General features: G+C 41.8%; 14 protein-coding genes. 10 read left to right on the plus strand and 4 right to left on the minus strand.

The window, feature by feature from the left end; all coding sequences use genetic code 11:
• Positions 1-94: 94 nt before the first annotated feature.
• A complete protein-coding gene (locus CGC64_RS00120) occupies positions 95-2,251 on the minus strand; it encodes an elongation factor G (RefSeq protein ID WP_005678710.1) in 2,157 nt (718 codons plus the stop codon).
• A 313-nt stretch (positions 2,252-2,564) separates the two neighbouring features.
• Between CGC64_RS00120 and hemW the strand changes: the two genes are divergently transcribed.
• From hemW to CGC64_RS00145, 5 genes are all read left to right on the plus strand, one after another.
• A complete protein-coding gene (hemW, locus tag CGC64_RS00125) occupies positions 2,565-3,695 on the plus strand; it encodes a radical SAM family heme chaperone HemW (RefSeq protein WP_032855392.1) in 1,131 nt (376 codons plus the stop codon).
• A 19-nt stretch (positions 3,696-3,714) separates the two neighbouring features.
• On the plus strand, positions 3,715-4,275 hold the full coding sequence (locus CGC64_RS00130; RefSeq protein WP_005678708.1) for an RNA polymerase sigma-70 factor: 561 nt from the start codon (positions 3,715-3,717) through the stop codon (positions 4,273-4,275).
• Between the two features lie 102 nt (positions 4,276-4,377).
• Positions 4,378-5,268: a FecR family protein gene (locus CGC64_RS00135; RefSeq protein WP_005682648.1), complete on the plus strand. Its 891-nt coding sequence runs from the start codon at positions 4,378-4,380 to the stop codon at positions 5,266-5,268.
• The gene (locus CGC64_RS00140) at positions 5,265-7,949 is read left to right on the plus strand and encodes a TonB-dependent receptor (RefSeq protein ID WP_005678705.1); all 2,685 of its coding nucleotides are present in this window, start codon (positions 5,265-5,267) and stop codon (positions 7,947-7,949) included. Before CGC64_RS00135 ends, CGC64_RS00140 begins: the two co-directional genes overlap by 4 nt.
• A 2-nt stretch (positions 7,950-7,951) precedes the next feature.
• A complete protein-coding gene (locus CGC64_RS00145; protein ID WP_005678704.1) occupies positions 7,952-8,992 on the plus strand; it encodes a DUF4249 domain-containing protein in 1,041 nt (346 codons plus the stop codon).
• Here the strand turns inward: CGC64_RS00145 and CGC64_RS00150 are convergent.
• Positions 8,934-9,611, minus strand: coding sequence for an ATP-binding cassette domain-containing protein (locus tag CGC64_RS00150; protein ID WP_005678703.1), 678 nt, complete (start codon positions 9,609-9,611; stop codon positions 8,934-8,936). The two genes, CGC64_RS00145 and CGC64_RS00150, sit on opposite strands and share 59 nt — an antisense overlap.
• Before the next feature lie 473 nt (positions 9,612-10,084).
• On the opposite strand from CGC64_RS00150, the gene CGC64_RS00160 reads away from it, so the two are divergent.
• Together CGC64_RS00160 and CGC64_RS00165 are read left to right on the plus strand one after the other, a co-directional pair.
• Positions 10,085-10,372, plus strand: a complete 288-nt coding sequence (locus tag CGC64_RS00160) for a LysO family transporter (protein ID WP_005678699.1) — start codon at positions 10,085-10,087, stop codon at positions 10,370-10,372.
• Entirely contained in the window at positions 10,369-10,977 is a 609-nt protein-coding gene (locus CGC64_RS00165) for a lysine exporter LysO family protein (RefSeq protein WP_005678698.1), read from the plus strand. The genes CGC64_RS00160 and CGC64_RS00165 overlap by 4 nt, the downstream gene beginning before the upstream one ends.
• Before the next feature lie 160 nt (positions 10,978-11,137).
• Here CGC64_RS00165 and CGC64_RS00170 read toward each other — a convergent pair whose 3' ends face one another.
• Entirely contained in the window at positions 11,138-12,196 is a 1,059-nt protein-coding gene (locus CGC64_RS00170; protein ID WP_005678697.1) for a DUF2027 domain-containing protein, read from the minus strand.
• 184 nt (positions 12,197-12,380) lie between these two features.
• On the opposite strand from CGC64_RS00170, the gene CGC64_RS00175 reads away from it, so the two are divergent.
• Complete coding sequence (locus CGC64_RS00175; RefSeq protein ID WP_005678696.1) at positions 12,381-13,073, plus strand: HAD family hydrolase; 693 nt, start codon at positions 12,381-12,383, stop codon at positions 13,071-13,073.
• Between the two features lie 35 nt (positions 13,074-13,108).
• On the opposite strand, the gene CGC64_RS00180 is transcribed toward CGC64_RS00175, so the two are convergent.
• On the minus strand, positions 13,109-14,167 hold the full coding sequence (locus CGC64_RS00180) for a winged helix DNA-binding domain-containing protein (RefSeq protein ID WP_005678695.1): 1,059 nt from the start codon (positions 14,165-14,167) through the stop codon (positions 13,109-13,111).
• A gap of 133 nt (positions 14,168-14,300) precedes the next feature.
• Between CGC64_RS00180 and aroA the strand changes: the two genes are divergently transcribed.
• Together aroA and CGC64_RS00195 are read left to right on the plus strand one after the other, a co-directional pair.
• Positions 14,301-15,533 carry a 3-phosphoshikimate 1-carboxyvinyltransferase gene (gene aroA, locus CGC64_RS00185; protein WP_005678694.1) on the plus strand — a complete coding sequence of 411 codons (1,233 nt, stop codon included), beginning with the start codon at positions 14,301-14,303 and terminating at the stop codon, positions 15,531-15,533.
• A gap of 469 nt (positions 15,534-16,002) precedes the next feature.
• Positions 16,003-19,236: a SusC/RagA family TonB-linked outer membrane protein gene (locus tag CGC64_RS00195; RefSeq protein ID WP_085962135.1), complete on the plus strand. Its 3,234-nt coding sequence runs from the start codon at positions 16,003-16,005 to the stop codon at positions 19,234-19,236.
• Positions 19,237-19,250: the final 14 nt, after the last annotated feature.

Here is a 19,250-nt window from a genome sequence, read left to right on the forward strand (position 1 = left end):
CGTTTTTCTATCTTTATTAATCATAGTTAAACAAAAACCGTCGTCTTTTACTTAAAAAAGACGACGGTTTTAACAGTATCAAGAGAATTACTAGTTATTCTTCTGTCTGTTTAGCTTCAAAATCCTTAATCAACTTATCCTGAACATCTGTCGGAACAAGCTCATAACTAGAGAACTTCATAATGAACGAAGCACGGCCGCCGGTCAGCGAACTAAGAGCAGTAGAGTAAGATGACATTTCCTTCAAAGGTACTTTAGCCACTAGCTTTTCAAAACCTTTTTCACTACTCATACCCATAATCATGGCACGACGTCCCTGGAGATCCCCCATTACATCACCCATTTTATCAGACGGCACAAATACTTCTACATCATAAATCGGTTCCAAAATCTTCGGGCCTGCATTTTTGAAGGCTTCGCTGAAAGCATTACGCCCTGCAAGCATGAAGGAAATTTCATTTGAATCTACCGGGTGCATCTTTCCATCGTACACAATAACACGAACGTCACGAGCATACGAACCTGTCAACGGGCCTTGCTCCATACGTGCCATAATACCTTTCAGGATAGCAGGTAAGAAACGGGCATCGATAGAACCACCTACGATACTATTAATAAACACCAGTTTACCACCCCATTCCAACGGCACTTCTTCGGTACCTTTCACATTTATCTTAAATTCCTGTCCGTTAAACTTATATGTATCGGGCACAGGCATACCTTCTTTGTAAGGTTCTACAATGAGATGCACTTCACCGAACTGACCGGCACCACCAGACTGTTTTTTGTGGCGATAATCTGCACGGGCAGCTTTTGTGATCGTTTCACGATACGGAATCTTCGGTTCTTCATATTTCACCTGAAGTTTCTCGTTATTTTCCAGACGCCATTTCAAAGTACGTAGATGGAATTCACCCTGTCCGTGCACCAGCGTTTGCTTCAGTTCTTTTGATTGTTCAATTACCCATGTCGGATCTTCCTCGCGCATGCGGTTCAAGATAGTCATCATCTTTTCCACATCAGCCTCGTTCACAGGTTTGATCGCACGGGAATATTTTGAATTCGGATATTTGATAAAATTAAACTTATAATCGCAGTCCTTCCCGTTCAGGGTATTACCCGTTTTCACGTCTTTCAGTTTCACGGCAGCACCAATATCACCGGCTTGCAGTTCTTCCACTTTCACACGGTTGCCACCGGCTACGACATAAATCTGTGCAATGCGTTCTTTCGAACCGCGGTCCGCATTCAACAAGTCGTCTCCTTCGCGCACTTTACCACTCATTACTTTAAAGTAGGAAACTTCACCGATATGCGGTTCTACACTTGTCTTGAAGAAATAGAGAGATTCCGGACCGTTAACATCCGGAGCCACTTCTTTACCTTCCGTATTCTGTACTTTCGGCATTTCGGAAACAAAAGGAACAACATTTCCCAAAAATTCCATTAAACGACGAACACCCATGTCCTTACCTCCACAGACACAGAATACCGGGAACATACCTCTTGCAACCAATCCTTTACGAATGCCTTCACGCATTTCGTCTTCCGAAAGAGAGTCTTGTTCGAAGAACTTTTCCATTAGCCCTTCATCATTTTCGGCAGCGGCCTCCACCAATGCTTTATGCATTTCCGTAGCCTTTTCCAGTTCTTCGGCAGGAATATCTTCAATCACAGGAGCCCCACCCTCGGGTTTCCACGAATATTTCTTCATCAACAGTACATCAATCAAAGCATTGAAACCAGGACCGGTAGAAATAGGATATTGGATAGGAACAACTTTAGAGCCATAAGCTTCTTTTAATTGTTCCAGGATATTATCATAGTCGCATTTTTCGTTATCAAGCTGGTTGACTAGAAAAATAACAGGTTTATTCAGTTTTTCTGTATATCGGAAATGATTTTGCGTACCGACTTCGACGCCGTATTGGCCATTAAGAAGAATAATTGCTGTGTCGGTCACATTTAATGCAGTTACAGTACTGCCTACAAAGTCGTCCGAGCCCGGACAATCTATAATATTGAGTTTTTTATTGTTCCATTCTACGTGGAGAACGGTGGAGAAAACGGAGTAACCATACTCTTGTTCAACAGGGAAATAATCACTAACAGTGTTTTTTGCGGCAATAGATCCGCGACGTTTTATAACACCACTCTCGAAAAGCATCGCTTCCACGAGAGTGGTTTTCCCAGAGCCAGAACTTCCCAACAAGGCAATGTTCTTGATTTCATTAGTCTGATATACTTTCATAATACACAAGATTTAAATAATTACTTAGTATGACTCACATACCATTCATTTAGTGTTGCGCAAATTAGGGATTTATTGGGGGAAAAACAACATTTAGGGCAGTGTTACTAAACAATGTTATGTAGCATATACTTAACATGAACAATTCCGCTTAGTATAAATTTGCTTCCTCAACAGAAACAATTTAATAGTTCATTACCTATTCGGAAATATTCATATACAGCGGTGTTTTGTGTTAAGAGAAAACAATTCTTTGATATATTATCCGATAATAGTCTTACTTTTGCACCTACAAAACTCAAACAGCATAGCTATGGCAGGTATCTATCTTCATATTCCTTTCTGCAAGACCCGTTGCATCTATTGTGATTTTTACTCGACTACCCGTAGTGAACTAATAACACGCTATATACACGCCCTATGCAATGAACTGGAAATGAGGAAAGAATATTTGAAAGAGGAAAAGATAGAAACTGTTTATTTCGGCGGCGGCACTCCTTCCCAATTAGGAGAAGAAGATTTCCAACAAATATTTAAAGCCATACAAAAGCATTACGGACTGGAAGATTGCCGGGAGATTACCCTGGAAGCCAATCCGGACGATTTATCAAAAGAATACCTGCAAATGCTATCGGCTCTTCCCTTCAACCGCATCAGTATGGGAATACAAACTTTCGATGACGCAACTCTCAAATTATTGAAACGCCGCCATAATGCCCGGACTGCCACCGAGGCCGTCCGCAGATGCCGGGAAGCCGGTTATCAAAATATCAGTATCGACCTCATATACGGACTGCCGGGAGAAACCAAGGAACGGTGGGAGAAGGATCTTCGACAAGCTATCAGCCTGAATGTAGAACACATTTCAGCTTATCATCTGATTTATGAAGAAGATACACCTATATATAATATGTTGAAGCAACATCAAATATGTGAAGTAGACGAAGATTCCAGTCTGGAGTTTTTCACGCTACTGATAGAATATCTTCAAAAGGCAGGATACGAACACTACGAAATATCCAACTTCTGTCGTCCCGGCTACTATTCCCGTCACAACACTTCATATTGGAAAGGAATTCCTTATTTAGGATGCGGACCTTCTGCACATTCTTTCAATGGAACAACACGCGAATGGAACATTTCTTCTATCGACCGCTATATAAAAGGTATTGAAGAAGGGCAACGGGTCTTCGAAACCGAGTATCTCGGCCCGACCACCCGTTACAACGAATTTATTATCACCACCATGCGTACCGTATGGGGTACCCCCATAGAAAAGCTAAAACAACTGTTCGGGATTGAGATGTGGGAGTATTGCCGGAAAATGGCAACTCCCTACCTGAAAAACGGCAAATTGGAAGAATACGAGGGCGCTTTACGCCTGACCCGTGAAGGGATTTTCATTTCCGATAGTATTATGAGCGATTTACTCTGGGTAGACTAAAAAACTAAACTATAAGCCGATGACCGAATCTGAAGTTAGAAAGTTATTACGGCAAATGAAGGAGCAGGATTCGCAAACTGCTTTCCGCGACTTCTACAACATGACTTATGACCGTCTTTTCCGTATTGCCTACTATTACGTAAAGCAAGAGGAATGGTCACAAGAAATCGTACTTGATGTTTTTCTCCGACTCTGGAAACAACGGGACACACTGCTCGATGTAAGAAACATCGAGGATTATTGTTTCATTCTAGTCAAAAACGCTTCACTCAACTATCTGGAGAAGGAATCAAAGTACACCACTGTCCATTCTTCTTGCTTGCCGGAACCGCAGGAACAAAGTTGTTCACCCGAGGAGACATTAATTACCGAAGAATTATTCGCTCTTTACGTCAAGGCGCTTGACCGCTTGCCGGAACGTTGCCGTGAAGTCTTCATCCGTATCCGAGAGGAACATCAAAGTTATGCCCAAGTAGCCGAGGAGCTCGGTATTAGCACCAAAACCGTAGATGCCCAACTTCAGAAAGCTGTCAGCCGGTTGAAGGAAATGATTGCAAGCAGTCAGATAGAAAGTTATTAAGAAGAAAATGGAATACGTTTATATTTAACCTTTATTTACTAAATACGAATAGGGAAATTCTGGTTACCTCCGGTCTTTATCAACAAATAAACCGAATAGAATATGAAGTATACCGATACAGAATTGGAAACGATACTAAGCAAGCTCATCGCTTCCACACGCTCGCCACGTGGGCGCTTTTCAGCAGTAGCCAGCTATCCGCAGTTGGAAAAGCGACTAAAACCACATATCCGGTGTTTATTCCCGACGCGTATGCGTATATTGGCAGCAGCGGCAGCTGTTATTCTGCTCTGTCTTTCGGTAGGAACAGTATATTTATATATGCAACCGACTTCACTCCAAACAGTATCCACAATGGCCGAAACACGTAATGTCATCCTGCCCGACGGCAGTTCTGTACTGTTGAACCGTCATTCGTCGCTATCCTATCCGAAGCGGTTCAAGTCGGACAACCGGGAAGTACAACTCACCGGAGAAGCCTATTTTGAGGTTAGCAAAGACCAGAAGCACCCGTTTATCGTACAGACCGAGCACATCAACGTACAAGTGTTGGGAACTCACTTCAATGTGGACGCCTATCGTAACAACCCGGAGGTAAAGACTACTTTATTGACAGGTTCGGTAGCAGTCAGCAATAAAAGTAATTCTGTCCGCATGATTTTGAAACCGAATGAAATTGCTATATATAATAAGGTGGGAAATAAACTGACCCGTCAGGTGACGAAAAATGCAAAAGATGAAATTTCCTGGCGAGACGGGGAGTTTATATTCGACAATCTTCCCTTAGGAGAGATCGCCCGCGAACTGTCCAATTCATTCGATACGCCGATTCATATTGCCGACACGTCACTACAAAGCTATCGGATTTCGGCACGATTCCGCAATGGAGAAGACTTGGAAACAATTTTATCTGTACTACATCATGCAGGTTATTTCAACTATTCACAAAATAATAAACAGATTGTCATTACCACTAAACCAGACTTAAAATGAAGATAATTTCCCAAGATTACCTGCCTGTCAGAACATTCATCCTGATAGGCATGGTACTCCTTACCACTACACAGACGTACGCCCAAAATATAAATACACGTCTTTCGTTTACACTGAAAAATGCCACTCTCAAAGAATTCGTCAAATTGATTGAAAATTCAACCGGGTATTCTTTTATCTATGGTGAAGAAGTGGGTATCAGGCACAAAATTACACTGAAAGCAAAAGAGATGCCCTTGCATGAGGTGTTGGACACTGTGTTTAAAGACGAACTTATAAGCTATCAATTCTCCGGACGCTACATCCTACTGAAAGAGAAAAAAGGACAAAAGCCCGTAAGCCGCAAGTTTACTATCAGCGGATATGTCACTGACGGGACGTCTTCCGAGACGTTGATTGGCAGTAACATCATTGAGAGTCATCAATATCAGGGAACCACCACCAATCCTTACGGCTTTTACAGTATCACACTGCCTGAAGGAGAAACCGAACTGCGTTTCTCCTATCTGGGCTATGCTACGGAAACACGCAAATTCACTCTTTCCAAAGATACTCTGCTGAATATCCGTATGCAGGGAAATACGCAACTGGAAGAAGTTATCATTATTTCCGACAAAGCTGAAGCCGGAGCAATAGCCACGCAAATGGGTGCCGTAGAGATTCCAATGGCACAAATAAAAAACACCCCAAGCATATTGGGAGAGGCAGACGTGATGAAAACCATTCAACTTATGCCCGGAGTACAAGCCGGAGTGGACGGTTCCGCCGGATTGTATATACGCGGAGGAAGTCCCGACCAGAACCTTATCCTGCTGGACGGAACACCTGTATATAATGTAGACCATTTGTTCGGCTTTTTCTCCGTCTTTACCCCCGAAGCGGTGAAAAAGGTCACTTTGTTTAAAAGTTCCTTTCCCGCTCGCTTCGGCGGACGACTTTCCTCCGTTATCGATGTACGTACCAACGATGGAGATATGCAGAAATACCACGGTACGTTCAGTATCGGACTGCTAACCAGCAAGATTAACCTGGAAGGGCCTATCATCAAAGGAAAAACATCATTCAATATTTCAGCACGTCGCTCCTATCTGGACTTACTGGCAAAGCCTTTCATGCCGGATGATGAAAAATACAGTTATTACTTTTATGACATGAATGCAAAAATTAATCATAAGTTTTCTGACCGGAGTCGGATGTTCCTAAGTGCTTACCACGGGAAAGACCATTTTGCAGCCGATTATGACGGTAATACCGACTTTAAGGACGGAAGTAATATGGGGTGGGGAAACACGATTGTTTCCGCCCGATGGAACTATATTTTCAATAACCGGTTATTCAGCAATACAACAGTTTCCTATAACAACTATTTATTCGACGTTAACGCATACACCAATAACCAGTATTCTACCGGTGCGGGAGCAATCATTCTCAACCGTTATTCCTCCAATTATCATTCCGGTATTACCGACTGGAGTTACCAGATTGACTTCGATTATAATCCAACGCCTGCCCATCATATAAAATTCGGCACCGGCTATCTTTTCCACCGTTTTCAACCGGACGTAACGACTTCTGTCATCTCAGACAAAACCGATAACAGAATAGACAGGGATACCACTTATCATAATGCAAACAACAGCAGGATTCATGCACACGAAGTTACAGCCTATGCGGAAGATAACTTCAAGATTGGTTCCCGCCTCCGGCTGAATCTAGGCCTGCACCTTTCCCTGTTTCACGTACAAGATCAGAATTATCTCTCCTTACAGCCACGCATTTCGGCACGTTATCAACTTAATAAGGATATTACTATCAAAGCATCTTATACAAAAATGAACCAATATGTGCATTTGTTGTCGTCCATGCCTATCGCCATGCCCACGGATTTATGGGTCCCTGTCACAAAAAAAATAAAGCCGATGCGTTCTCACCAATATGCTTTAGGCGGATATTACACAGGTATAAACGGTTGGGAGTTCTCGGTAGAAGGTTACTACAAAGATATGCGCAATGTACTCGAATACAAAGACGGTGTCAGTTTCTTCGGTTCTTCCTCCGGCTGGGAAAATAAGGTAGAAATGGGAAAAGGACGATCGGCAGGAATTGAGTTTATGGCACAAAAGACAGCAGGAAAGACAACCGGATGGCTGTCATACACTCTTTCAAAAAGCGACCGTAAGTTTACGAAAGGAGGCATAAACAACGGTGAGTGGTTTCCATATAAATATGACCGCCGACATAGCATTAACCTCACTATTAATCATAAGTTCAGCGACCGTATTGATATTGGAGCCTCTTGGGTATTCTACACGGGAGGCACCAGTACCATTCCGGAAGAGAAGACTACTGTTATCCGCCCTCACAATGGTGCAAACAACGGTTTTCTATGGTATGGAACCTACGATAATACCAATAGTTCACCTACTATCGGAGATGTGTCTTACATAGAACATCGTAACAACTTCCGCCTCCCTGCAAGCCACCGCCTCAACTTGGGAGTGAACTTCAATAAAAAGACCAAACACGGTATGCGAACCTGGAATATCAGTCTATACAATGCATACAACGCCATGAATCCGGCATGGGTATACCGAGGCCACAACAAACAAGGACTAAGCGTTATCAAGAAATACACCTTACTTCCACTGATTCCTTCTTTTACTTATACTTATAAATTTTGAATATGAAAACTATTTTTTACCTATCTATACTGTTCGTTACAGTCACAATGATGTCGTCCTGCGAGAATGAGTTACCCTTCAACATCAACAATAATCCGCCCAAACTAGTGATGAATGCTTTGATTAATGCGGAGAGCACGGATAATCTTCTTTTCCTCAACTTCACAAGTAAAGAAAATAGTACTCATGTACAAAATGTAACCGTAGAGGTACGTATCAACGGCGAACTAAAAGAGAGCCTTCGCCCTCTCCCACCCGAGACGGAAGGTAATCCACAATGCAGATTCGGCATTACTTCCCGATTTACCCCCGGAGACGCAGTGCGCATTGACGCTATTACCGACGACGGACAATATCATGCATGGACGGAAATCAACGTTCCCCAACGCCCTTTCGAAATAGAAAATGTCGATACTGTCACCGTTCCGCTTGCACAAAGCGGATATACCACAGAATATCTGCGCTATCGGATTACGATCAACGACCGTCCCAATGAAACAAACTATTACCGTATCGTGATAGATAAGCAGACTACACTTTGGGGATATAACCACGAAGAAGGAGGAGACGATTACATCTATTGGACAAAACACAGTTATAACTTCATTGGCCGCGAGGATGTCGTTCTTACAGACGGACAACCCACCACCGGTGATGATGAAGATAACGGACTATTCGATACAGCTAAAAATATTTATGGTGTATTCGACGACACCCGGTTCAGAAACACTTCCTACACTATGACAGTTTACAACAATACTAAAATCGAAACAGGTAGCGATTCCGGATATTTTTCAGGAATGGACGTCATTATCCGCTTGATGAGTATCACAGAAACGGAATATTACTACCTGAAAGCACTCAATTTAGTAGACTCCGACGCTTACGATGAAACAATCAACGAACCGATCAAATATCCCAGCAATGTGCACGGAGGTACAGGAATGGTAGGAATCAGCACGGAAGTTACTCAGACGATTCATATTATAAGTAGCTCTCACTCAAAAGGTAACCTTGCTCCACCAGTCCACGTTTATCAGTAAGCTCCAGCAATACGCCCTCACGAATCAGAGTGAGCCGGTTAACAACTTCCAGCACTTTTCCGTAATTATGATCGCTGATCACAATCCCTTTATTTACCGAATGCTTTTTTATCAGCTCTATCAGTTTATCCGCCAAATGAAAAGATAAATAATCAAACGGCTCATCCAACAATACAAATTTAGTGTCGCCAAGCAACAGTAACTTGGCTTCCAGATATCTCCGTTCACCTCCGGAAAGCTGTGAGACACGTCGGTCCATACACGATTGTGCCACTTCATCATCTTTATAAAAATCAGACACGACATCCGTATCCAAATAATAACGTACCAATTGTTTCATTTTTTGATGTTTAGGCAGATAACCTTGCTGCGGCAAGAAAGCAATCGTTCCGGAATGTCGGTAAGGAGCCGGAAGAATTTTGCATCCCTCCAAGCGGATAAACTTCCTGTCGGCTTTCATTGTACCGAATATAATTTGCATAAGTACGGATTTCCCCGTGCCATTTCTGCCGAACAATCCGATGACGTCTCCCGTATTGATTCTCAGGTAGACATCCGACAGTAGTTGCCGGGTACCGAAGTTCTTGATAACACTATCTATTTCAAGCAAATGATGCATAATTTCATAATCCAGAGAATGAACCAATAAACAGCAAATACGGAAATTATCAAATTCCGCTTCGGAATACCGGAATTATAATAAAAATAGTAGGCTTCCTTTTCAAGAATTTCCTTGTAAAGCAAACTTGCAACAATACCCAATCCCCCTAACATATAAGGAAAAGGTTCAAAAAATATACTCCAATCCCACTTTACTATAAGAAGACTGGCCAACACGGAGAAAGGTACATTGATTTTCAACGTACTGAAGAAAAACAAATAATATAGTTTTATCCTCCGCATTTATCTTGTATTGATTTGCTGCCAAATATATTAATAAAATAGGGAATCTTACTACAATCGGTCCTCCTATTTCAGCTTTTACCTTAAATTCTCCAACAACTCCTTCATCCGAAAGAAAGTTCCCGACAGTTTTAATTAGGAGCAAAGCACTTTTTCAACTATCTTTGCAACCAAAAACGAGTACAGACTATGTTTATCATCATTGGAATTATGCTGACGGGGATGCTGTTTGGTTATCTATTACGTAGCAAACGTCTCACGTGGATACATAAAATAATCACTTTCCTTATATGGGTACTGCTATTTCTGCTAGGTATTGATGTAGGTGGCAATGATATTATTGTCAAAGGATTGCATACATTAGGACTCGAAGCACTTATTATTACGCTGGCAGCGGTTATCGGCAGCACATTATTCGCCTGGGGGCTCTGGTACTTATTGTATATAAGGAATAGAGGAAAGGAGACGAAAGCATGAAAGGCAGCCTGATTATCGTCTCATTCTTTATCGTGGGTACCCTGTGCGGATTCTTTCATCTGATTCCTTACGACTTTACTGACAGTAAACTTAGTTATTATGCTCTCTGCGGTTTGATGTTCTGTGTAGGTACCAGCATCGGAAATGATCCGAACACCCTGAAAAGTTTCCGCTCACTGAATCCCCGTCTCATGTTCCTGCCTATCATGACAATACTGGGTACACTGGCAGGGTGTGCCGTAGCAGGCTTCTTCATGAGTCAACGTTCATCATCAGAATGTATGGCAATAGGAGCAGGATTCGGCTATTATTCGCTTTCCAGTATATTCATCACCGAATACAAAGGACCGGAATTGGGGACTATTGCATTGCTCTCCAATATCATGCGTGAAATTACAGCCTTACTCGGAGCGCCTTTACTAGTGAAATATTTCGGAAAACTAGCCCCTATTTCTGTTGGTGGAGCTACAACTATGGATACTACGCTTCCAATCATCACCCGATGTTCCGGAAAAGAATTTGTCATTATTTCTATCTTTCATGGTTTTGTGGTAGACTTCAGCGTTCCTTTCCTGGTCACATTCTTTTGTTCAATTTCATTCTAATAAAAATAGATACGTTTATTCTTTTTATTATAGTCTCTTATGTAATTCTTTTGTATATTTAGCACATCAAACAATAAAAACGAATTTATTATGAATTCCCCAAGTTTATCACGACAATTTTGTTCTGTTGCTTCCTCACGACAAACATCTAGGAATATCCCTATTTAACAGTCACCATTGTAGCTCCAAAGCCATATTCTTGGAAAGAGGCATCCTGATAGCGACAATTACTGTATTTCCGTTTTAGTTCGTCAATGATAGCTTTCCGAAGTACTCCGTCCCCTTTTCCGTGAATAAAAACAATCTTTTGTTCACGCTTGTTCTTATAGGTTTCCATTACCTCCCGAAACTTATCCAATTGATAGTTTAAGATCTCACTATTACCCATACCTTGTGTGTCATCCAGCAATGAATCAATGTGAAGATCTATTTCGATAATTCCATTCTTACTCCCATGACCGGATTTCACGATCGGCTGCGATTTAGGTTTATCAACAGATTTCTTCTGTAATAAAGCAACTTGGATCTCCTCTGCGGAAACATAGACTTGCTTGGCCGGCATATCATCTTTCACAATATCATAAATTAAAGCCGGTTCTTCAAAGAAGTCAGAATCACCGAACGTATGAAGTTTATAGAACTTCACCGTATCAATACGTATTTCTACACTAACGGCAGGTTTGATAGCAGCCGTTTTACCATCCTTGAAAGCTACCAGTTGCACAGCTACCCGTTCCATATCATTCAGTACATCTTTTGTAAACTCCTCCAGCAACAGTTTTGTATTAGGTTCCACCAATCCGTGCGAACGAGTTTTCCATGCCTTTCCTTCTGCGCTCAAGTAAGTATAATACAGATAATAATTGCTATCATTCACCAAATAAGCCTCGAAAGGAGTAGTCATCATTGCTTTCGCATCTTCGGGCACATAAGCCAGAAGAACATTCAGTGTATCTCCACCACGTACTTCCGGTTGACGCTGAATGACAGGCATTTCCGGTTTTACGGGCTTGACAGGTCCTTCCGTTTTCGGAGTCGATGAACCAGGTTTTCGTTTCATGTTATAGTCATCCGTTTCTATCACTACGCACTCACGTATCGGCATCGGAATGTCAAAGCCGTCCGCATCTTCTACCAAAACAAAATCTTTTCCCTGGAATCCGGTTACGATTCCGCCACCTACTTCACTAAGGAAGCGTACTTTATCTCCTATTTTCATTGTTGCATATTCAATTTAAGTCCAAACTAAAAAATGAGTAACAAAGATAGAGATTTCTATTCAATTAAACCGGGATTTGATTCTAAAAACAAGGAACTCGCCCTTATTCGTCTTTTTTATTGTAACTTTGCCCAACGAAATACCCAACATATTATTTAAGATTTCCTATTAACGACGAGAACCGATGAAAGAACTTATTAAAGTAATTGCCTTTGATGCAGATGACACCCTATGGAGTAACGAACCTTTTTTCCAGGATATAGAAAAACAATACACAGACCTGTTAAAGTCCTACGGAACTCCCGAAGATATTTCGGCCGCTTTATTTCAAACAGAAATGAACAACCTGAAATGTCTCGGATATGGCGCCAAAGCTTTTACCATTTCTATGGTCGAGACGGCTTTGCGAGTTAGTGGACGAAAGATTTCAGCCACAGATATCCAACATATTATTGAGTTAGGAAAATCATTATTAAAAATGCCTATCGAACTGTTGCCGGGAGTCAAAGAAACCCTGAAAACACTAAAAAAAACAGGAAAGTACAAACTGGTGGTTGCTACTAAAGGCGACCTGCTCGATCAGGAAAATAAACTGGAACGTTCCGGCTTAGCTCCCTATTTCGATCACATCGAAGTTATGTCCGATAAAACAGAGAAAGAATATCAGCGAATGTTGAACATACTGCAAATTACCCCTTCGGAACTTGTCATGGTTGGCAATTCCCTGAAATCAGATATTCAACCTGTCCTATCTTTAGGAGGATACGGAGTACATATTCCTTTCGAAGTAATGTGGAAGCATGAAGTGGTAGATAGCTTTACACACGTTCACCTTAAACAAGTAAGAAGATTCGATGAATTGCTATCTCTGTTTTAAAAAAATCCGGTTATTCTAAATAAATGGAGAAAAGATTATTGCCAAAACCGCATATACTTATCTTTTTCCTGATTCAGTACAGTTTCATCTACACAATCATTCGACCTGAACCATGAACACTCTATTGATGCGCTTCCTTTTTTAGCAGATTTACTCCAATTTCCTATCACTTGTCCCTCATGAAGAATAACCGGATAAAACAATCCATTATTGGTAAATGCCTTGGGATAATGCTCTTTCGGCAAAACATCCGTCCGGTCTTTATATCCTAACAGATATTCATCGTATGAAGGAAGAAGATGCAAACGACCGGACACTTTACCGCGAGTCCGGCAAGCCTCATGGACATACCATGTTTGTCCATTCCATTGCTCTGCCGTCAATTCTGATTCTATTAAATAGATAGCCTGTTTAGCCTCCGATACAGGCAGTCCGGACCACCATATAAAATCTTGCAACACTGCCGGAGCATGACTACGAAAATAGCCCCTGGCCAAACGTGCCAGTGCTTCATCTTTTGTAATCTCCGGCACAGGCGGCACTCGTTCTTCCAAAAGAGTATAGGTATATTTTCCACCTTTATCTTCTCCGCTACAAACAATGCCTTCCTGCTCGGCACGTACCATAAACCGGGTCATACGATGATTATCAGCATCAACCAAAATCCCCGAACAACAAAAGTGCTCAGCAATTTCTTGTTTGGTCAGGCTTTTGTTTCCGCAAAGAATCTTCTCCAGCAGATTATAACTTTTTGCATAAAGCTCATCAGTTATTTCCAAATCATACCCTTTGGCAAAAGAGTCATTAGCCGACTTGATGCGCCGGGCAGACAACTTCAGCATCCAACGAATATCCTCTGCCGCTACAAGATGCCATGTCGGACGCATTACATGAGTCCGCAAGATTTCACCTTTTCGCAACGCTTCCTCTACGGTCTGAATCGTTGCTGACTTCAAACGCATTCCCACTGCCCACTTTACCATAGAATAATTCTGTGCCTGCATAGCTCCCAACCAAGACACAAGCTCTTTCGGTTGGCAGAAAAGCGGATTCAACAACTGCTGATTCTGTAAACGGATATTCGGTATTTTCATTTAGATAACTTTTATTGCACAAATATAAAACTTCCTCGCTACAAACCAAGACAAACAACAGAATATTGAACTTTCAGAAAGAAGAATCAAAGAAAATGACTATTTTTGTCACCTCAAACCAAAGAAGACAGAAATGATGCTCTATAAACTCATCCCTCCTCCATCGGTAAAAGCAACGATCCAGTTGCCTGCCTCCAAAAGTATCAGCAATCGTGCATTAATTATCAATGCACTGGGTAAAGGCATTTATTCACCGGAAAATTTGTCTGATTGTGACGATACACAGGTGATGATAAAAGCTCTCACCGAAGGGCAAGAGACGATTGACATCATGGCTGCCGGAACTGCTATGCGCTTCCTTACCGCCTATCTGAGTGTGACTCCGGGAGAACGGGTTATTACAGGAACGGCACGTATGCAGCAACGTCCGATACAGATATTGGTCAATGCACTGCGTGAGTTGGGAGCAGAAATAGAGTACGTCCATAAGGAAGGATACCCTCCTCTCCGTATTAAAGGTTCAGTACTGAAAGGGAATGAAATTACCCTGAAAGGCAATGTCAGTTCCCAATACATTTCAGCATTGCTGATGATAGGTCCGACACTCAAAGACGGACTAACCTTGCATTTGAGCGGAGAAATTATTTCCCGTCCTTATATAAACCTGACACTGCAACTGATGCAGGATTTCGGAGCCAGAGCCGTATGGACTTCCCCCAACAGTATTTCCGTAGCCCCACAATCCTACAAAAGCGTTCCTTTCAAAGTAGAGAGCGACTGGAGTGCAGCTTCCTATTGGTATCAGATTGCCACATTATCTCCAGAAGCGGAAATTGAACTAGTAGGACTGTTTCACAATAGTTATCAGGGAGACAGCCGGGGAGCAGAGGTTTTCTCACGCTTGGGAATAACAACGGAGTTTACCCCGCAAGGCGTAAAACTAAAAAAGACAGGTAAAGCACCGGAAAAACTGGAAGAAGATTTCGTTGATATTCCGGACTTGGCGCAAACATTTGTCGTTACGTGTGCTCTGTTGAACATTCCTTTCCGTTTCACAGGACTGCAAAGTCTGAAAATAAAAGAAACTGACCGCATTGCCGCCCTGAGAACCGAACTTAAAAAGTTGGGATACGTTATAGAGGAAGAGAATGACAGTATATTGATGTGGAACGGTGAACGCTGTGAACCGGAAGAAACTCCAGTGATTACAACCTATGAAGATCACCGAATGGCGATGGCGTTTGCACCAGCCGTAATCTGTCACCCCAATATGCTAATTGCCGACCCGCAAGTCGTTACCAAATCATATCCCGGATACTGGGAAGACTTAAAGCAAGCCGGGTTTCAGGTTATAAACAGAGACTAGCTGCCCGGTACAGTGGAGGATTTCAATAAAGCATCAAAAGCCTATTAAATCAATTATATGGAAGGGGTACGCCAAAAAATGTAACTCCCCAATATAAAATAACAGAAATCAACAATTAATAAGAAAATAACCAAGTACTATAAGAACTTTCCGAAATACATTTAAGTCAATCAGAGAACTTTTTTTCATAAGTACATCAATTATAGGTTTATAAATCAGAAATATAGCGTCAAAATCATGAACTATCTTCACGTCTCGCTGATATAAAAAACTCCCACTTCTGGTATAAGGTTTCCATAACATTACTTCGCAAATATAAGTACATTTTTTATAAAATCAAGCAGTAATACTAAAAAAAATAATAAAAGACTGTTTTAACAGAGTAAAGATTAGCATATATGAAAAAGATTTCCCCCTAAAAAGTATATTATAAGAGGCATATAAATTAACAACAAATGCCTTAGTTCTTATAGGACTTGGTATTTCCAGTAGCCTATTCTATCCGAATAATGCGCTTGCAGACTCTTACCTCACAAGTAAGAATGAAGTAACAACGACTGTCCAACAGACCAAAAAGATTACAGGTAATGTGACTAATACGGCAGGTGAGCCGATAATAGGTGCCACTGTATTAGAAAAAGGAAACACAACTAACGGTACTATTACCGACATTGATGGAAATTTTACAATTAACTTGCCGGCCAACGCAACGCTCAGTATTTCTTATATAGGATATATAACACAAGAAATACAAGTGGGGTATCAAACTTCTTTCAAAGTAGTACTGAAAGACGATACAAAAACATTGGATGAAATCATTGTTGTAGGATATGGTTCGCAAAAGAAAGCTAATTTGACTGGTGCAGTTTCTTCCGTGAAAATGGATGAAGCGCTGGGGGACCGTCCGCTTCTGAATGCTGCCGATGCTTTACAGGGAGCTGTTCCTGGACTGTTCGTTTCTAACGGCGGTAATGCACCGGGAACCAGCAAGTCTTTCCAAATCCGCGGAGCTTACTCATTAGGTGTCAAAAACTCGGACGGAACGTATGGAAATACAATCAAACCACTCGTATTGATAGACAATGTGGAAGGGGATATCGACATGATTAATCCGGAAGACATCGAATCTATCAATGTGCTGAAAGATGCTGCATCAGCTGCTATTTACGGTGCACGTGCAGCAGGAGGTGTTATCTTGGTTACTACCAAACGTCCGAAAGGTGCTTCCAGATTTGAATTGAATTACAACAATAACTTTGCATTCGGCAAGGCAGTGAACTTACCAAAACAAGCTCCTTTAATGGACTATCTGCAAGCCTATCTGGACTGTGGATACTCTGACGCATACTGGTCGCTAGGTTCACCTAGCGTCAGCAAATGGATGGAATATCTGACTGCATATCAAAAAGATCCTTCTTCATTCAACACAGTAGGCGACGGCATCTATGTAGACGAATCCGGAGTTCCTTATTATCTGAACGAAAAGGATTTATATAAGAATTTTATGGAGACCAGTTTCCAGATGACACACAACATCTCTGCAAGCGGAGGTACTGATAAACTCCGGTACCGTATCTCGGGAGGTTACAACTCGAACGATGGTGTCCTGATTTCCGACAGAGACAAATTCGAACGTATGAATGTCAATTCATTCATTTCTGCCAACGTGACAAAGTGGTTTACACAGGAGATCACAATGAGCTATGCCCATAGTTTACAAACCTCACCGGGAGGAATGGGAGGAGTATACAACACTCGTCTGGTTTCCTATTATCCGGAAGGTGAACTGCCTGCTTCCGTAAACACACTGGCAGACGAGGATTTGCCTCTCTTCACTCCCCGCAACCAGATATTATACTCAAACCCAGTAAACAACAAGAACGATAATCCGCGTATTTTCCTCAAATCCATTCTTAAACCTCTGAAAGGGCTGGAAGCGGTATTTGAATATACCTTTGATAAAAATATATATGATTACCACTGGTACACCGGACAATACGACTATACAACCATCCAGGGAGGAAGTTCCAAATCCTTCGTAGATGATTATCTGAGAAAGTACAAACAACATACGAACTATAATTCAATTAACGTATATGCTACTTATAACAAAGACTTCGGTAACCACCACTTTAAAGTAATGGCTGGTTTTAACCAGGAATCCAGCTATCAAGAGACATTGGATACGTACTCATACAATCAGGCAGTACTCGATGTTCCGGCAATGTCATCAGGAACAGGTACGATAAAAGCCACTGATTCATATAGTGAGTATGCTATCCGTGGAGGATTCTTCCGCGTCAACTACAATTATCTCGACAAATATCTGCTGGAAGTAAACGGCCGTTATGACGGTTCTTCCAAATTCCCCAAGAGTTCACGTTTCGGATTTTTCCCTTCTGTATCTGCCGGCTGGCAAATTGCCCAGGAGAGATTTATGAATTCCACCCGTCATTGGCTGGACGGTTTGAAGCTCCGCGCCTCTTACGGTGTCATCGGCAACCAAAACATCAATCCGTACACCTTCACCCCGTCTATGAGCGTAAATAATAAAGCCACTTCATGGATTATAGATGATACGTATGTAACCTCTATCAGTTCCCTGCCCGCATTAGTAAGCCAGAATTTCACATGGGAGAAAGTAGGAACAATCAACGTAGGATTGGACGTAAACTTGTTCAACAACCGTCTGAGCGGAGTATTCGAATGGTATCAACGGAACACGAACGGGATGCTTGCCCCCGGTGTACAATTGCCTGCTGTTGTAGGTGCCAGTGCCCCCTATCAGAACACAGCCGATATGCGTACACGAGGTTGGGAACTTAGCCTGAACTGGAGAGACCAAATAGGTAAGGTAGGCTATCGAATCGGGTTCAATCTTTCCGATTATAAATCAGAAATCATTAAATATGACGATAATGCAGCTACCAAATTATTGAGTTCCTACTATCCGGGACAAACACTGGGAGAAATCTGGGGATATGTCGTAGACGGATATTATACTGTTGACGACTTTGTGGATACCTCTTCCTGGCAACTAAAAGAGGGAGTTACTTCTATCAACGGCTATAATGTACGTCCCGGAGATGTGAAATTTAAGAATCTACGTGACGATGATACTTCCACCAACGTAATTACCAGCGGTGACAATACATTTGACAACCCGGGAGATCGTAAGGTTATCGGAAACACAACTCCCCGTTACCAATATGGTATCAATCTCGGAATGAATTATGCGGGATTCGACCTGAATGTTATCTTGCAAGGTACAGGAAAACGGGATTACTGGATTTCAAATGTACTCACTTTCCCGATGAACGGTGATAACTTTGTTCCTCTTTTTGAAGGATTGAGTGACTATTGGATGCCTAAAGATCCTGATAACGGTGATTGGAGTGCAGTAAATCCTAACGCTAAATATCCCCGCATCTACGGTAATCGCGGCAACTCCGGTTCGAATCTGAGACAGAGCGACAAATATCTGTCCGATGCTTCCTATCTGCGCATCAAAAACATAACCCTATCCTACAAATTACCCAAGAAATGGGTAAACCAGATTTTCCTGAATCAGATGAAGGCGTTTGTCAGCATAGAAAATGTAGCAACTTTCACTTCACTACCTTCAGGTATCGACCCAGAGAGAATTGAATGGAACTACCCGGCATTCCGTACGGTTTCATTCGGAGTAAATATCACGTTATAAATTACTAATCTGAT

The sequence above is a fragment of the Bacteroides caccae genome (assembly GCF_002222615.2).
GTDB classification, from domain to species: Bacteria; Bacteroidota; Bacteroidia; order Bacteroidales; family Bacteroidaceae; genus Bacteroides; species Bacteroides caccae.

Bases quoted from the DNA above. Each gene is read 5' to 3' on its own strand.
- CGC64_RS00120 (WP_005678710.1), bottom strand. From the start codon at position 2,251: ATGAAAGTATATCAGACTAATGAAATCAAGAACATTGCCTTGTTGGGA.
- hemW (WP_032855392.1), top strand. From the start codon at position 2,565: ATGGCAGGTATCTATCTTCATATTCCTTTCTGCAAGACCCGTTGCATC.
- CGC64_RS00130 (WP_005678708.1), top strand. From the start codon at position 3,715: ATGACCGAATCTGAAGTTAGAAAGTTATTACGGCAAATGAAGGAGCAG.
- CGC64_RS00135 (WP_005682648.1), top strand. From the start codon at position 4,378: ATGAAGTATACCGATACAGAATTGGAAACGATACTAAGCAAGCTCATC.
- CGC64_RS00140 (WP_005678705.1), top strand. From the start codon at position 5,265: ATGAAGATAATTTCCCAAGATTACCTGCCTGTCAGAACATTCATCCTG.
- CGC64_RS00145 (WP_005678704.1), top strand. From the start codon at position 7,952: ATGAAAACTATTTTTTACCTATCTATACTGTTCGTTACAGTCACAATG.
- CGC64_RS00150 (WP_005678703.1), bottom strand. From the start codon at position 9,611: ATGCATCATTTGCTTGAAATAGATAGTGTTATCAAGAACTTCGGTACC.
- CGC64_RS00160 (WP_005678699.1), top strand. From the start codon at position 10,085: ATGTTTATCATCATTGGAATTATGCTGACGGGGATGCTGTTTGGTTAT.
- CGC64_RS00165 (WP_005678698.1), top strand. From the start codon at position 10,369: ATGAAAGGCAGCCTGATTATCGTCTCATTCTTTATCGTGGGTACCCTG.
- CGC64_RS00170 (WP_005678697.1), bottom strand. From the start codon at position 12,196: ATGAAAATAGGAGATAAAGTACGCTTCCTTAGTGAAGTAGGTGGCGGA.
- CGC64_RS00175 (WP_005678696.1), top strand. From the start codon at position 12,381: ATGAAAGAACTTATTAAAGTAATTGCCTTTGATGCAGATGACACCCTA.
- CGC64_RS00180 (WP_005678695.1), bottom strand. From the start codon at position 14,167: ATGAAAATACCGAATATCCGTTTACAGAATCAGCAGTTGTTGAATCCG.
- aroA (WP_005678694.1), top strand. From the start codon at position 14,301: ATGATGCTCTATAAACTCATCCCTCCTCCATCGGTAAAAGCAACGATC.